The sequence below is a fragment of the Frankia sp. Allo2 genome, assembly GCF_000733325.1.
GTDB lineage: Bacteria > Actinomycetota > Actinomycetes > Frankiales > Frankiaceae > Frankia > Frankia casuarinae.
Genome location: NZ_JPHT01000030.1, coordinates 1 through 13,699 on the forward strand (window position 1 = coordinate 1; position 13,699 = coordinate 13,699).

At 71.0% G+C, this 13,699-nt stretch carries 10 protein-coding genes and 1 pseudogene; 1 reads left to right on the top strand and 10 read right to left on the bottom strand.

Annotated elements, in window-relative coordinates:
- Positions 1 to 91 precede the first annotated feature (91 nt).
- The 4 genes and pseudogenes from ALLO2_RS17570 to ALLO2_RS17580 form a co-directional block, all read right to left on the bottom strand.
- The gene (locus ALLO2_RS17570; RefSeq protein ID WP_232235165.1) at positions 92 to 934 is read right to left on the bottom strand and encodes an SDR family oxidoreductase; all 843 of its coding nucleotides are present in this window, start codon (positions 932 to 934) and stop codon (positions 92 to 94) included.
- Between the two features lie 265 nt (positions 935 to 1,199).
- A pseudogene (locus ALLO2_RS28355) lies at positions 1,200 to 1,286 on the bottom strand (VapC toxin family PIN domain ribonuclease); the annotation flags it as partial.
- A gap of 188 nt (positions 1,287 to 1,474) precedes the next feature.
- A complete protein-coding gene (locus ALLO2_RS17575) occupies positions 1,475 to 6,040 on the bottom strand; it encodes a cation-translocating P-type ATPase (protein WP_035733542.1) in 4,566 nt (1,521 codons plus the stop codon).
- Between the two features lie 125 nt (positions 6,041 to 6,165).
- Entirely contained in the window at positions 6,166 to 7,344 is a 1,179-nt protein-coding gene (locus ALLO2_RS17580; protein WP_232235166.1) for a hypothetical protein, read from the bottom strand.
- A gap of 315 nt (positions 7,345 to 7,659) precedes the next feature.
- Between ALLO2_RS17580 and ALLO2_RS17585 the strand changes: the two genes are divergently transcribed.
- The gene (locus tag ALLO2_RS17585; RefSeq protein WP_011434816.1) at positions 7,660 to 8,535 is read left to right on the top strand and encodes an SDR family oxidoreductase; all 876 of its coding nucleotides are present in this window, start codon (positions 7,660 to 7,662) and stop codon (positions 8,533 to 8,535) included.
- Here ALLO2_RS17585 and ALLO2_RS17590 read toward each other — a convergent pair.
- The 6 genes from ALLO2_RS17590 to ALLO2_RS17615 all read right to left on the bottom strand — a co-directional run bounded on the left by ALLO2_RS17590 (position 8,423) and on the right by ALLO2_RS17615 (position 13,565).
- Complete coding sequence (locus ALLO2_RS17590; RefSeq protein WP_011434817.1) at positions 8,423 to 9,490, bottom strand: LLM class flavin-dependent oxidoreductase; 1,068 nt, start codon at positions 9,488 to 9,490, stop codon at positions 8,423 to 8,425. The genes ALLO2_RS17585 and ALLO2_RS17590 overlap by 113 nt on opposite strands.
- 55 nt (positions 9,491 to 9,545) lie before the next feature.
- Complete coding sequence (locus ALLO2_RS17595) at positions 9,546 to 10,139, bottom strand: hypothetical protein (RefSeq protein WP_023840855.1); 594 nt, start codon at positions 10,137 to 10,139, stop codon at positions 9,546 to 9,548.
- A gap of 105 nt (positions 10,140 to 10,244) precedes the next feature.
- Positions 10,245 to 11,321 carry a hypothetical protein gene (locus tag ALLO2_RS17600; protein ID WP_035733546.1) on the bottom strand — a complete coding sequence of 359 codons (1,077 nt, stop codon included), beginning with the start codon at positions 11,319 to 11,321 and terminating at the stop codon, positions 10,245 to 10,247.
- A 135-nt stretch (positions 11,322 to 11,456) separates the two neighbouring features.
- Positions 11,457 to 11,942 (bottom strand): hypothetical protein, encoded by a 486-nt coding sequence (locus ALLO2_RS17605; RefSeq protein WP_011434820.1) that lies wholly within the window; start codon positions 11,940 to 11,942, stop codon positions 11,457 to 11,459.
- Between the two features lie 247 nt (positions 11,943 to 12,189).
- Complete coding sequence (locus tag ALLO2_RS17610) at positions 12,190 to 13,089, bottom strand: hypothetical protein (protein WP_035733547.1); 900 nt, start codon at positions 13,087 to 13,089, stop codon at positions 12,190 to 12,192.
- Complete coding sequence (locus tag ALLO2_RS17615; RefSeq protein ID WP_232235168.1) at positions 13,086 to 13,565, bottom strand: OmpA family protein; 480 nt, start codon at positions 13,563 to 13,565, stop codon at positions 13,086 to 13,088. Before ALLO2_RS17615 ends, ALLO2_RS17610 begins: the two co-directional genes overlap by 4 nt.
- Positions 13,566 to 13,699: the final 134 nt, after the last annotated feature.

The window sequence follows — 13,699 nt, forward strand, 5'->3', positions numbered from 1 at the left end:
CCGGATGTGATCAAACAGACCCCGACCATTCAAGATCTGTAGCGGGCGAACCTGGGACCTGGGCGGCAGTCGCCGCACAGCGTTGTGAGGTCTAGCCCGTCTGCGGACGAGCTACGAACGAGTCCACTGGTCCGGGTCCATAGGTGGGGCGTATCACGATCTCGGTGATACTCGCGCGGTCGGGAAGTGCCACTGCCCCGGTCACGACGTCGGCGATGTCGTCGGGCGCGATGAGCAGGTCGGCATTCCACGCCCGCCCCTCGGCCTGGAAGATTTTTTGCTGCATGGGGGTCGCCGTGCGGCCCGGGAAGACCGTGCACACCCGCACCCCGGCAGCCGAGACCTCCGCCCGCAGGCTGTCGGCGATCGCCCGCAGGGCGTGCTTGGCCGCGGCGTACTGGCCGACGCCGGCGCCGGCGGACAAGCCCTGGGTGGAGTTGATGAACACCACGTCGCCACCGGTCCGGACGAGGTCCGGAATCAGCATCTGGGTGAGCACATAGGGCGCGCGTACANTGATGTCCAGCTGTTCGTCAAGGTCGGTCAGTGGGGCGTCGGCGATCGCGCCGCGGTGGTAGGCCCCTGCCGAGTGCACCAGGATCTTCAGGTCCGTGGGCTGATCACGGACCATGTCGACCAGACAGCCGCGGTCCGCGGGATCGGTGATGTCCGCAGCCTGGTGATGGATGGTCAGACCGACCTCGTCGGCCTCCTTGACCATCCTCGCCAGCACCTCCTCATCGCGACCGGTCGCGATGACAAATGCGCCGGCCCGCGCCAACCGAAGGGCGACGGCGCGCCCGATCCCGCTGGAGGCACCGGTGACCAGTGCGCCGCGGCCGGCGAGCTGGGGCAGGTGGGGCAGGTGGGTACGCGGACTTCCGCCTAGCAGATGGTCGGCACAGGCGATGGCCAGGTTCTGCTTTGCCGTCACTGCTTGGACGCTCCTCGGCAGAGTGGCGCAGGTCGCTAACCTGGACGAACACGAGCAGGCTGCCGCTGGGATCCGCGGACGGGTCCCGTTCGCCAGCGCGAACACGCGTCGATGCGGGTCGATCGCGGCTATCTGCGGCGAAGTAGCCACATCCCGCACGGTTGCGACTGTACCATCACGTAACGGTCGAGTATGCGTTGGCGCCCAGGGCCGCCCCAGCTCTCCAATCCCCGCCAGGAACGCGGTCAGGTCGAGTGGAGCGACCGAGGCCGGCGGCTTCCGCTGTCGCTGCGATCAGCGGATCGGGGACGCTCGGGGCCCGGTGATGGCCGGCTGCGGCGGCAAGCGTGCGGCGCGGATACTCGACACGCGAGATTCCGGCTCGGGCGGAGGCAGCGTCGAGCTTGGGGAGAACCGCGTCGGCACGTCACGTACGAGGATGTCGGCCACCGGCGTCACCTCACAGGTTCAATATCAGATTCCTCAATCGCGATATCATGGCCGCTTCTGTGCGGGCACCTACCCCACTCACCTCGCAACTCACCTCGCACGTACCCAAAGGTGTCCTGCGGCGGACTGCAGCCCGGCGGAGGCTTGGAGGAGGAAGGAGAGCAACGTCCCCGCCAGCGACGCGCCGATCGCGATCGACCAGCCCGCCGGACCGAGCGGGGTGCAACCGAAGAACTGGCTGACGCCTGGCATCTGCACGATGGCGGCCAGGACGACCGCCGAGGCGGCGATGCTCAGCAGGACCGTCCGGCTGCGGCCGCCGACGAGCAGCGTCTGGCCCAGTTGCGAGCCGACGAGCGCGGCGAGGCCGACCGTGTTCGCGTGCCGTCGGCGCCCGGTGAGGCGGGCGATGATCCAGGCACCCGTGGCGGCGAGGGTCGTGGCGACCGCCCGCACCGCGATCTCCCGGTTCAGGGCGGTACCGAGGGAGCGCTCCGGGCCCTCGCTGAGGAGCTGTCCGGTCGCCTCCGGATCCGGCTCGCGCAGCGCGACGGCCAGGGCCGGGGCGAGATCGGTGAGCAGGTTGACGAGCAGCAGTTGCCGCGCGGACAGTGGCGACCGCCCGGTGGCCATGGAGCCGAGGAGAGTGAACGCGATCTCGCCGAGGTTCCCGCCCACGAAGATGCCCAGGGCCTGGCGGACCGAGGCCCACATCGAACGGCCCTCGACGAGCACGTCGATGATCGTGTTCAGCTGGTCGTCCGTCACGATCACGTCGGCGGCGGCCCGGGCCGCCGGCGTGCCACGCCGGCCCAGCGCGAGGCCGACGTCGGCGAGCCGGATGGCGGGCGCGTCGTTGGCGCCGTCGCCGGTCATCGCCACCGTCTTGCCCAGCCGCTGGTAGGCCTCCACGACCCGCACCTTATGCAGCGGAGTGCTCCGGGCGATCACGGCCACCCTGGGCAGGACCGCGTCCAGGGCCTCGTCGTCCATGGCTTCGAGCTCGACACCCGTCAGCATGATCTGGTCGTCGGTGAGCACTCCCAGTTCGGTGGCGATCGTCCTGGCGGTGGCCGGATGGTCTCCGGTCATCATCAGCACCTGCACGCCCGCGGCGCGCAGCGCCTCCAGCGACGCCCCGGCCGTGGTCCGGACCGGGTCGGACAGGACGAGGAAGCCGAGGAAGGCCAACTCGGCCACGCTGTCATCGGTGAGTTCCTCGTCCGCCGGTCGGGGCGCGGACCCCAGGTCGCGATCGGCCACCGCGAGGACGCGGTAGCCCGCGCCCGCGAGCCGGCTGTGCTCCTGGATGAGCCTCGCCCGCCGGCGGTCGTTCAGCGGTGCCGTTCCGTCGGCGGTCCGGATGCGGGCGCACCGTGGCAGCAGCACCTCGGGCGCCCCTTTGACGCTCAGCACCGTGGTCGTGCCGGCATCCCCCACTGCCGCGTGGTAGCCGCGGCCCGGCTCGAAGGGAAGCGAGGCCGTCGGCGACCACACGGCGAGACCGTACTCGCGGGTCACCGCCGCCGCGGCCGCTCCCTTCTGCACCGCGCGATCGGTCGGATGCGGCAACTTCTTCTTTCCTTTGCCGCGCGGCGTGGCGCGTAGCCCGGCGGCCAGCACCCGCCGATGCGTCGCTCCGAACTCGGTCACCGCGGCGGTGTGCGTGCCGTCCGAGACGGCGTGCAGGCGGATCCTGCCCTCGGTGAGCGTTCCGGTCTTGTCGAAACCCAGCACGTCCACCCGGCCGAGGGTCTCGATGGTGCGGGGGTTGCGTACCAGCGCGCCCCGTGCCGAGAGCCGTCGGGCGGCGGAAAGCTGGGCGGCGGTCGCGAGGAAGGGCAGCCCTTCGGGCACCGCCGCGACGGCGAGCGCCACCCCGGCGCTGAGCGTGTCCCGGATCGGCAGGCCACGGATCAACCCGGAGGCCAACAGTGCCCCGGCGGCGGCGAGCGCCACCGGAATGGTGAGATCGGTGATTGTGGACAGTCGCGCCTCGACGCCGCTGAGCCGGGCGGGACCGGCGGTCGCGGCCATGCTGCGCCCCNCCNCGGNGGCCGNGCCGGNGGCCACCACCACGCCGGCGCCCCGCCCGCCGGCGACGGTCGTTCCTTCGTAGATCATCGAGGAGCGGTCTGCCAGGTTGGCGGCTGCCACCGGTCCGGGCGATTTCGTGACCGGCATGGACTCGCCGGTCAGCGACGACTCGTCGACGTCGAGCCCCGTCGTCGACAGGAGCCGGCAGTCCGCGGGGACGACATCCCCGGCCCCGACCATGATGATGTCGCCCGGGACCAGGTCGTCCGCCGGCAGCTTGGTCTCCTCGCCGNCCCGCAGCNCCCGGGCCGGAACCGCCGAGACGGCGAACAGTCGGGCGAGTGCCCGGTCCGCCCGTATCTGCTGGACCGCGCCGGCGAACGCCGAGCCGATCGCGACGCTGAGCACCAGACCGGCGTCCAGCACGGAACCGGTCGCGGCCGACAGCGCGGCGCCGCCGAGGAGGACGGGGGTGAGCGGGTTGGCCAGTTCGGCCGCGAACGCCCGGACGAGGCTGGGCGCGGTCGCCTGCATCGACACCGCGCCGTCCTGGCGGCGTCGCGCCGCCTCCTCGGTGGACAGCCCACCCGGGCGGCTGTTGTCCAGCAGAGCCAGGCAGTCCTCGGCCGGCAGGATGTGCCACGGGGTACGGGGGACTGCGGGCGGCGGGGGGCGGCGACCCAGTTCCCGCGCCGCCCAGATCCCCTCGCCGAGGGCGGCGGTGACCGCCGCGGTGACCATTGTCATGGCCCGGGAGACCAGCCGCGGGTCGGCCCCGGTGAGCATGGCCAACGCACCGGCNCCCGAGCCCNCCTGGGCGAGCCGCACCGCGTGCCGGCTCACCTGGGCGGCCGCGGCGACCGCCTCGATCACGAGGCTGGCGGCGGCCAGGTCATTCCCAACCAGGATGTGCGCCCCCCAGGCCGGCGAGCCGTCGTGGCCGTTCACGCCGACGCCGCAGTCCGCGGTGCCGACCGCGGCCCGTCGGCGGGACACGACCAGGACGCCGCCGCGCTCGGCCTGCAGACCGCGGATCGTCCCGACCAACCGGTCCCCCCCGGGTACCCCGGGAAGGTTGTTGGTGTCCTCCACTGTTCCGCCGGCGCCGGCGGGAGGGTCACCGGCGATGAACACCGCCCGCCCGGAACGGCGGCAGGCGGCCAGCAGGNGGNGGCTCCCCTCCGCTCGCCCGGGTTCGACCGACACGATGGCCATCAGCCTGCTGCCCTGAGCCAGACCGAGCACCGTGTCCGCCCCGGACCGGGCCAGTTCGCGGCGCTCCCGGACACCGGTCCGGCCGCGCAGGCCGAGCTGTTCCACCGGCCCGAGGGCCCAGCCCTCCGCGGTGGCGACGGCGCTGATACCGGCCGGACGGAACAGGGCGTGCGCGCGGACCGCGACGTCGCTGCGGTTCGCACCGGCCAGCGGCACGACGTCGGCGATTATGCGTTCCTCTCCGCGCAGGACGTCGGCGTCGATGACGATGGTGTCGACGCGGTCGAGCACCCGCAGGGCCGCCGAATCCATGACGTGGACGCCGCGGCGCGCCAGGACGCGGGTCAACTGGGCGGCGAAGCCCTCCCGCCCGACCCGGGCCGGGCGTGGCAGCGAGGTGGCGGCCAGCGCCACGGCACGGCGCGGATTCCCGGTGGCGGCGGTGGCGGCCGCGAACCCGCCGAGCCCGCCGAGCACGGCGAGGTCGGCGTAGCGCTCCACCGGACCGTCCGGCAGCGGTCGCGGCCGTTCGGTCACCACCGGCTCGGCCGCGGCCCAGTCCGGATGACCGAGCAGCCCGTCCCGAGCCGCCATGAAGGCGTCCCGGCGCGCACGCGCCTCGCCCAGCGCGACCATCCGGTAGCCGGCGTCGACCGCGAGACCGAGATTCCCCTGCGCCAGGGCGAGGGCACCGGCGTTGACCAGCCCGAGGACGACGTCGGCCCGGCCCGCGCCGAGCATCTGCTCCACCCACCGGCGCAGCCGGGGTTGGGTGTCGACGAGGGTGACCAGCGATGCGATCTCGATGGGCAGTGGCACCGCCCGGGCGAGCCGGCCCGCCGACGCCAGCGCGAACGCGACCCCGTCGGCCGCCAGTGCCGCGGCCGTCCGGCGGACCGGCGCCGCGAACCTCGCCACCGCTCCCGGCTTCGGTTCGAGCGCGACGCCCTCCACCCGGCCGAGGGCCGCGACCAGGTCATCGAGGGTGGGGGGCGGTTCGGCGAGCCCGATCAGGACACATTGCAACGGCTCGTTGACCCGGGCCCACGCCACCCCGGGCTGATTCTCCAGTACTCGTTCCAGCTGCCGGCGACGGGATTCGCCGGCAGGCCCGGAGATCCCCCGGATCCCGAGACTGAGAAGGTGGTGGGCGTCGGCCCTCCCCCGCGGTTCGCCGGCCGCCGTGGAGCCGGCGATCTCGCGATCGGCGCCGTCGCGATCGGCGCCGTCGCGATCGACGCCGCGGGGCGTGGGGGGCCCGGGTGCGAGGGAACCGGGCTTTGAATCCGGACTCCACCCGGTCCGGGTATGGGCAAGAACCGTATGGGCGAGAACCGGCTGGGCCACCGCCCCCAGGAGGGCGCTCGGCACGCGCAGGACGGTCCGGGCTGCGGGCAGACGCATCCGCGCGGCCTCCTCCTCATCATTGCGTGATCATCGCGTGCGGCGGGCGCGGGCCACGGCTGCCTCGTAGTCCTAACCGACTACCCTCTCCGCACGCGTACTAACTGATCGTTCTAGGAGATCAGTTAGTACGAGGACCGGACGCCGTGGCTCTGCACCGCCCCCCGGGCGGTGGCCAGCGCCTGCGGTGAGAAGTTGATGTTGGACTGGTCCATGAAACTGAAGGCGAACAGCCCGTCCAGGCTGAGCTTGCGCACCTCGTCACCGGCGAGCAGGGCGTGCATGTCCGCGTCCCAGGCCGCCTGCGACCCCGACTTGAAATGCGCCACCATGACCGGGCCGTACTGTCCCAGCAGCTTCGTCATGTTCCGCACGTCGGCGGCGTTGGAATCGTTCCCCATCGCCTGGAAGCTCTGGAAGTCCGACGCCCGCAGCACGTCCGCGAAGTGTGTGATCAGAGAGCGGCCGCCGCCCTTCACCGGATCGTCCCAGCGGCTCTGCCAACCGCCCCAGCCCAGCGACACCCGGGCGTTGGGCGCCCCGGCATGGAAGATCTCCTGGGTCGCCAGATAGCGGTCCTGCAGAGCCCGGTAGTAGTTCGTGGTCTCGGGTGTGGCGGCCCACTCGTTGGACTGGCACGGATATGTCTGCAGTTCGGTGAAGAGCGTGACGTAGAGCGCCGGGCCGTTCGCGGGTCCGGCGAAGATCGAGGCGAGCTNGCGGGCGTCGGTGAGAAAGGCGCCGGACAACGGGTACTCCCGGCCGCAGGCGGGGCCATGGGAGGTCTGGAAGGTCCCCACGCTGCCGGTGCCGTCGAGCCAGACGACGAGATGAATGCCGTGGCCGGAACGGTAGACCTCGGGAATCAGGTCCGCCCGCCACTTCCGTAGAAAGCTCAGGTCGCCCGGGCCGTTGTACCAGGTGGTGAGAAAGTCCAGGTTCCCGGCGAGCGGCGAGGCGAGGGCGCTGTCGAGCGCCGGCCCGAGACCAAAGCGCAGCTTGCCCGGCTGGGTCGCCGGGACGGGTCGGATTCCCGCCGCCAGCGCCCGGCCCCAGGGGCCGGGCCGCGGATCCCCTTCATCGTGTGGTGCATGGGCGCCGGGTGGTGCATGGGCGCCGGGTGGGCCGGGAAGGCTGGCCGCGCTGGTGGGCCCTGGTCTGTCCGGGCTACTGGGCCCGGCCGCGCTGCTGCCGTCGCGGCCGCGGTGTTCGTGACCGAGGGTCGCGACAAGAACAGCACTCATGGCGAGGAGGACGAGGACGAGTGCGCCGGGATGTCGCGGCATTCGACTACGTAGGGACACGATCCTCCTGCCGCGGTTGCCGGGTAGCGGCGAAATTGTAGTTGATTAGACGCGCATCGGAGTCATTCTTCGTGGGTGAGTCGAGCGGAGCGGGTGAGGGACTCTGACGGCGATGGTGACTTTCCGTAGTAATTTTCGCCGGGTTGTCGATGCTTGGCGTGAGCGATCTGTCGCCTAAGGGAAAATCCGCCTAGTGCCGGGTGAGTGCTCCTCCTTCCGGGTGTTCGATGATGGCGTTTCCTGACATCGCCCTGTGGCGTGCCCGGCGCGCCCGGCGCGGACGCCCGTGCGGAACCCCGGCTGAGCAGGAGGAGCATGACCGCCGACCCGGATCTTCGGATGAGCACCGCTCTCATCACCGGCGCATCCTCGGGCATCGGCGCGGCGTTCGCCGAGGCATACGCGGACCGTGGAGCCCGGCTCGTCCTCGTGGCGCCGTCCGAGCCGAGGCTGTGGATGGTCGCGGAGCGCCTCGGCGCCCGGTACGGCACCGAGGCGCACGTCATCGCGGTCGACCTCGCCGACGAGCGTGGTCCGGACCGCCTCGCCGAGGCGGTCGCCGAAGCGGGCCTGGAGGTCGACATCCTCGTCAACAACGCCGGGTTCGGGACACGCGGTCCCTACCACGAGCTGTCCGCCGACCGGGATCACCGTGAGGTGATGCTGAACGTGGTGGCTGTCGAACGGGTCGCGCACCTGTTCCTGCCGGGCATGGTGGCCCGGGGCCGCGGCACGGTCATCAACGTCTCCTCCACCTCGGGTTTCCAGGCCGTCCCGTACATGACCGTCTACGGGGCCTCGAAGGCCTTCGTCCTGTCGTTCTCGATCGGCCTGTGGGCCGAGTACCGCCGGCGGGGGGTGCGCGTCCTCGCGTTATGCCCCGGACCGACCGACACCGAGTTCTTCGAGGTGCTGGGAACCCGGATGTCCGCCGGTGGCCGGTTGCGGACCACGGACGAGGTGATCGCCACCGCGTTCCGTGCCCTCGACCGCGGCCAGCCGTACGTCATCGACGGACGGCTGAACTACCTGACCTCCAACGCCTCCCGGCTGCTGCCGCGCGGACTGGTCGCGCGGATCACCGAACGGGTACTGCGCCCCGGCCGCTCGCGGCCGCCGGACCCGTCGATGTCAGTCCGCCGAGTTCGGCCACCAGCTCGTAGGAGCGGATCCGGTCCGCCAGCCGGGTGACGTTGGTGACGACCATGACCTCGTCGGCACCCGTCTCGTCGAGCAGCGCGTCGATCCCCGCGCGAACCGTCACCGGGGAGCCGACGATGTGCGAGGCGGTGGCGGCCTCCGCGATCGACCGCTCCCGCGAGGTCCACGGGTAGGCGGCGGCCTCCTCGGGCGAAGGGAACACCCCGGGGCGGCCGCTACGCAGCCGCAGCATCGCCAGCCGCTGCGGTCCGGCCAGCCACTGCGCGTGCTCGTCGTCGGCGGCACAGAGCACCGCGGCGGCGACGATCGCATACGGTCGTTCCCGGCCGGGCGAGGGACGGAAGGACTTCCGGTAGAGCTCCAACGCCGGCACCGTGTTCACCGAGCTGAAATGGTGCGCGAACGCGAACGGCAGGCCGAGCATGCCGGCCACCTGGGCGCTGTAGCCACTCGATCCCAGCAACCAGATGGGCGGTACCTCGGCCCGCGGGAACGCGGTGACGCCGCGCCTCGGGTGCGAGTCGGGGAAATTCCCCCCGGCCAGAAAGGTCGTCAGTTCGGCGAGCTGCTCGGGGAAGTCGTCGATGGCTGACAGATCGCTGGTGCGGCGTAGAGCCCGGGCGGTCGCGGGATCGGTGCCGGGAGCACGGCCGACACCCAGATCGATCCGTCCCGGGAAGAGGGTGCCCAACGTGCCGAACTGTTCGGCGATGGCGAGTGGCGCATGGTTGGGCAGCATCACCCCACCGGACCCCACCCTGAGGGTGGTGGTGGCCGCGGCGACCTGACCGATGAGGATCGAGGTCGCCGAGCTTGCGATCCCCGGGATGCCATGATGCTCGGCCAACCAGTATCGGGTGTATCCGAGCCTTTCGGCATGTCGGGCGAGTTCGAGTGTCCCGTGGACCGCGTCGGTGGCGGGGACGCCGGTGCCCACCGGGACGAGATCCAACACGGACAGGGGGACAGGTCGGGCCGGGCTCACGGCTGGTTATAACGAAGCATCCGGCCGCGCTCTTCCCCGGGCACCCCGGGGGCCATCAGCCGCCGACCGTCTCCATGTAGTCCTCGGCCACCTCGTCGAGATCGTCCGTCGGATAACCGAGGGCGACGCGCACCCGCCGCCGGCCGACCAGCAGGAGATCGAGCATGAAGTCGGGGACCGTGGCGTGCTCGCAGCGGTGGTAGCCCATGGTGAACCAGGCGTGGGCGTCGGTGAGCAGACCGATTGACTCCAGGCTCTCGGCCACGGCCTCGTAGACGCCCGGATCGACCGACCGGGACGCCTTCAGCTCGGCCCGCAGCGCGGCCGCGTCGTCCTGCTGACCGTTGCGCAGCAGGCCGTCATGCAGCCAGACGCGGGGATCGACCGGGCACTTGCCGCCGTCCGCCACCGCCGCCCGGTAGCAGCGGATCGCCTCGTCCCAGTCGTCCGCGAGCCCGTACTGGCTGCCCGCGTCGACCAGCAGGGATGCCCGGGTGACGCGTTCGCTGTGCGTCTCGCTCCGTTCGGCCAGGGCCTCCAGAGTGGCCGCCGCGCCGCGATGGTCGCCGTTTCCCGCGGCCTTGAAGACGATCTCGTCTACGTCGTCATCCGAAAGGCCGTCATCCGAAAGGCCGTCATCCGAAAGCATGGGAATATTGTCACCCCCGGTTGTGGGGCCGGCACGCGGGCGGCGTGCTCTTCGATGGCGGTCTCATATGGTACCCGTCAGCCGGATCGGTACCCGTCAGCCGGATCAGGATCGACGGGCCATCTTGAGGGTCTTCTCCAACTGCTCGCGGTCCACCTCGGCGACCCGGCCGTTCGTCGGGACGGTCGGGATGTGGCCACCGCCGAGGACGAGGTCGGTGGTGTGCCGCAGGCCCATGTCCTTCTGCTCCACGTCAAGGATGGCCTCCTCGACCCGGTAGAGCTTCTCGATCCTGGAGACCTTCGCCTCGACCTGGGCCGCGACGATGCGCAGCCGCCGTTCGGCCTTGGCCAGCCGCCGTTCGAGCCGACGGTCGACGATGTTGGGCATCGGCTCGTCCCGTTCCGTCGGGNCGTGCAGGTAGAGCTCGACCGCGACGGCGACCAGCGGGATCAACGCCTGGAACACGATCACCGCGCCGCCGGTGCTCTCGCTGGCCGATCCCTGGGTGCGCACCAGCACTCCGGCGATGGACAGCAGCAGGAAGATCGCGGTGGTGAGGGTCAAGGCCAGCGGCGACGACTTCGACTCCACCAGCTGCTCGCGGATCTCCGGATCGATCTTGAACCGGCCCGCGTCGGCGTCGGCGAGCATCTGCTTCTGGGCCCGTGCGAGGATCGACGCCTTGATGCCGTGGGCGAGCGCCNCCCCGGCGATGAACACGGCGNCCCCCAGCAGGCCGCCCANCCNCCATTCGGGCCCGTACCCGCCGACGTCGGCGAGGACGGCGTAGGACTGGGCGAAGACGTAGAAGTCCAGCGCCGCGAGCACCGTCAGCNCCGCGGCCCGGGCCGGGCCCGCCAGTGCCATCTGCGGGATGCGTTCCTGCACCCCGACGCTGCGCCACAGCCGGCCCTGCTCGACCTTGTTCTTGATCAGCTCGGTCCGCCGCTCTCGGCGTTCGGCCCGGGAGTCGATCTCCATCCGGAGCTCGGCGATCAGCTCTTCCAGGGTCCGTCCGTCGGCCCGGACCGCGGCGCGGACCTCCTGGACCTCCGCGTCCTCGAGGCTCTTGAGGACCTTCGGGCGGGTCTCGGCGCCCGCCAGCGCAATGTCGGCGTCTCCCACCCGGCGGATGAGCTGCTTGGCCAGACGCCCTGGCTGGTTTCCCCTACGCAGCACCTTGGAGGTTCCTACTTTCCGATCTCGGTCCTTCCGGGTTCGACCGGACGGGTTCGACGGGACATTCGACGAGAGGTTCCACGGAGCTGTCGGCCTCGTCGGCTGCTGGTCGGTGTGGTTGGCGTGGTCGGCCGGTCAGTCGATCGGACGGGCGAAGGTGCCGCCGACGAAGCAGAGCATGGCGCAGACGATGCCGAGCACCGAGGCGACCATCGCCTCGCGCGCACCCTGGGCCTCGTCACCGGAGAAGACCATGGTCAGTACGAGCGTGCCGACCCCGACGACCGCACCGACGGCCCCCAGCAGGAACCGTCGCTGGATGGTCTCCCGCGGCGGCAGCCTGGACAGCGCGTCGATCGGGGCGATCCGGCCGGCCCGGGCCTGGTTGCCCACACGGCGGCGGATGTCGCGCAGTCGGAAGGTGTTCCCGGTGATGAAGAAGCTGAGCGCGGTCACGATCATCGAGCCGGTGACGGAGACCTTCGCGAACGGCGACGACAGGGTCAGCCAGACCCAGATCTCCAGCACCGCGAGCATGAGCAGACAGCTGGTGATCACGACCGTCGAGCGCATGAGGGCCGGGCTGAAATGCTGCTCCTCGGGCTCGTGAAGAACACCCATGGGTCGCCTCCTTGCGTGGGTTTCCACCGGTGCTGTCGCGATCATCAGTGGCTCGGACGTGTCGGCGTGGTGCGCGCCGCGGCGGATGCGGACGGGGTGTTCCGGGATCTCGGGTGCTCCGGCGACGGTCGCGGCCGGACTTGAGGTGGCGGTGAGAGTGGTCAGTGCAGTGCCGCTTTCGATGGGGCCGGGCTGGTCGGGGGCATGAGGATGATGACGCCGGGTGTCCGGCCGGGGCGGGGCCGTCCTAGCTGCAGTCACTGCTGATCCGTCGGCACAGCTCGCCCTTGAGGTAACGGGCGAGGTCCTGCTGCGGGCGGTCCGCTGATCCCTCGTTGACGCCGATGAAACGCACCCTGTCGTTTCCGACGGAGGTGATCTGCCGCGTCTCGAAGCACCGTTTGACCAGTGCCTCGGCGATCGACACGGAGGCCTTCTTACCGTCGACGTTGAGGCAGTCGGACTCCTGGCCGGTCCCCAGGAGGTCCGTCCAGACCAGCACGGTCACCTCGTTGACCTTCACATCGGGCGTGGAACGGACGGCGTTGATCTCGTCGTTGATGCCGGCGAGCAGGCCCGTCACGCTGCCCTTCGGGCTGACCCGCTCGGTTTGGACGATGTGGTCGATCTCCTGACTGAGCACCTTCGACGCGGCGAGCCGGTCCTTCTCCTCGCGTCGGTCGTTGTTCCGAGTGATCTGGAACATCCGGTCACCGTGGAAGCAGTCCGAGTAGGTCATCGGGCCGCCGCCGCTGGCGACCAGCCGGATGTACTCGCCGTTCTTCAGCGCGGTGTCGAGATAGGGCTGGGTCCGGGCGGTCACCCGCCCGGCCGTCTCGGGCGAGTTGTCGGACAGGTCGAGAAGGATCAGTAGCNGGGGTGCGCCGTTGTCCGGGGCCTTCTCCTGGTATCGGGTGCAGTCCAACGGAGCGGAGGCGTCGGCCCTGCCCAGCAGACCGCCGGTGTTGCAGGCGGTGAGCATCGGCGTCGCGAGCAGCGTCGCCGCGACCAGACCGGCGAGCCGCCTGCGCCGGGCCCGTCGCCGCGGCCCGGCAACCATCAGATCGTCCTCGGTGGCATCCTCGGCCGCCACCGTGGGAGCGACGGGAACAGCGACGGGAACAGCGACGGGAACATTGCTCGTCATCGCAGCACGATCTCCACTCGGCGCCGGCTCGCGTCGGCGACGCCGTCCTGCGCGCCTTCCTCGCCCTTGCCCTCGACCTCCAGCACCGAGCCGGGGATGCCCTGAGTAGCAAGCCACGACTCGACCGCCTTGGCGCGATCCTGCGACAGCCGCAGGTTGTCCTCGGTCCGACCCAGCCCATCGCTGTACCCGATGACCGCGATGTGGCCGGGGTGTTCACGGATCGACGGCAGAATCTGCCCCAACGCGGTCACGGCCTCCCTCCGGAGCTCACTGCTGTTCGAGTCGAACAGGTAGTCAGCGCTGACCGTCGTCACCTGGCTGCCGTCCGGCTGGGTGATGAACTTGCTCAACGGTGGCAACGGATCAGCCGCGACGGCAGGCGCGATCCGGGTAGCCCGTGGCGCCGGAGTGAACGAGGCGGTGTCGCCGCCGCTGGAGGAGCACCCGGCCACGAGCCCCAGCGCCGCTGTCATGACCACGCCCGCGCACGTGCGGACGGCCGGATTGCCGCGTCGCCTGAACGTGGCATCTCCGGGTGTGGAGTGAGCGTGATACACGGTCTGCCCCTAACGGCGAATCCGGGGCTCACCATAACGGGGGGGATCGG